The organism is Bartonella sp. CB10SXKL, from assembly GCF_042195515.1.
In the GTDB taxonomy this organism is placed as follows: domain Bacteria; phylum Pseudomonadota; class Alphaproteobacteria; order Rhizobiales; family Rhizobiaceae; genus Bartonella.
Map to the genome: position 1 here is coordinate 1 of NZ_JBHION010000119.1, position 649 is coordinate 649.

The following is a 649-nucleotide window of genomic DNA, read 5'->3' on the forward strand; positions in this document are numbered from 1 at the left end:
TTTGCAATAAAGCACAATCGCCTACCAAATCTCTTGGATATTTATCAAAATCCTCATCGGGACCAAATTGTTTTGGATTAACAAAAATAGAAACCAATATTCTATCACACATTTCCCTGGCTTGCTGCACTAACGCTAGGTGACCTTCATGCAGTGCCCCCATCGTTGGAACAAAACCTATAGATCGCCCTAAACATCGTTCTACTGCGATATATTGACGTACTTCAGAAATTGTTTTTAAGATTCGCATCTTCATATTCTATTGACTATTTATCAGATTAACAAATTGATGCTTGCGTACAAAATTGCCGTTCAAATAGTTGTATGGTTGCTTTATATCTCGTGGTTCCCAGACATGACGCATTAAAAAGAAACCTGTTAGAATAAAACCATTTATGATGTCATTAAAATCTACAGGACGTGTCGTTCTTTGCACAAGAAACTGTGGTAAAATGAGAAGCTTCTCCTTCCAAGGGCGCCCCGCCTCCTCACATACAGCTCGTCCCGATTTTGGTGATACATAACAAAGTCTCTCTGTACTGCCCGTTACAGCACAATGAGACAAATCAAGGCCAAAGCCAAGTTCTTCGAGTAGCCGCATTTCAAAACGTACAAGCAACTCTGCGTTTACAGACCGCTCATCAAAATT

Annotated in this window: 2 protein-coding genes; both read right to left on the reverse strand. The window is 39.9% G+C overall.

Going from position 1 to position 649, the window contains the following annotated elements; genetic code table 11:
* On the reverse strand, positions 1-256 hold a 256-nt coding region (locus ACFIK3_RS09760), incomplete at its 3' end, for a pantoate--beta-alanine ligase (RefSeq protein ID WP_375676640.1).
* Positions 257-259: 3 nt separating this feature from the next.
* The coding region (recO, locus tag ACFIK3_RS09765) for a DNA repair protein RecO (RefSeq protein WP_375676641.1) at positions 260-649 on the reverse strand (390 nt) is incomplete at its 5' end.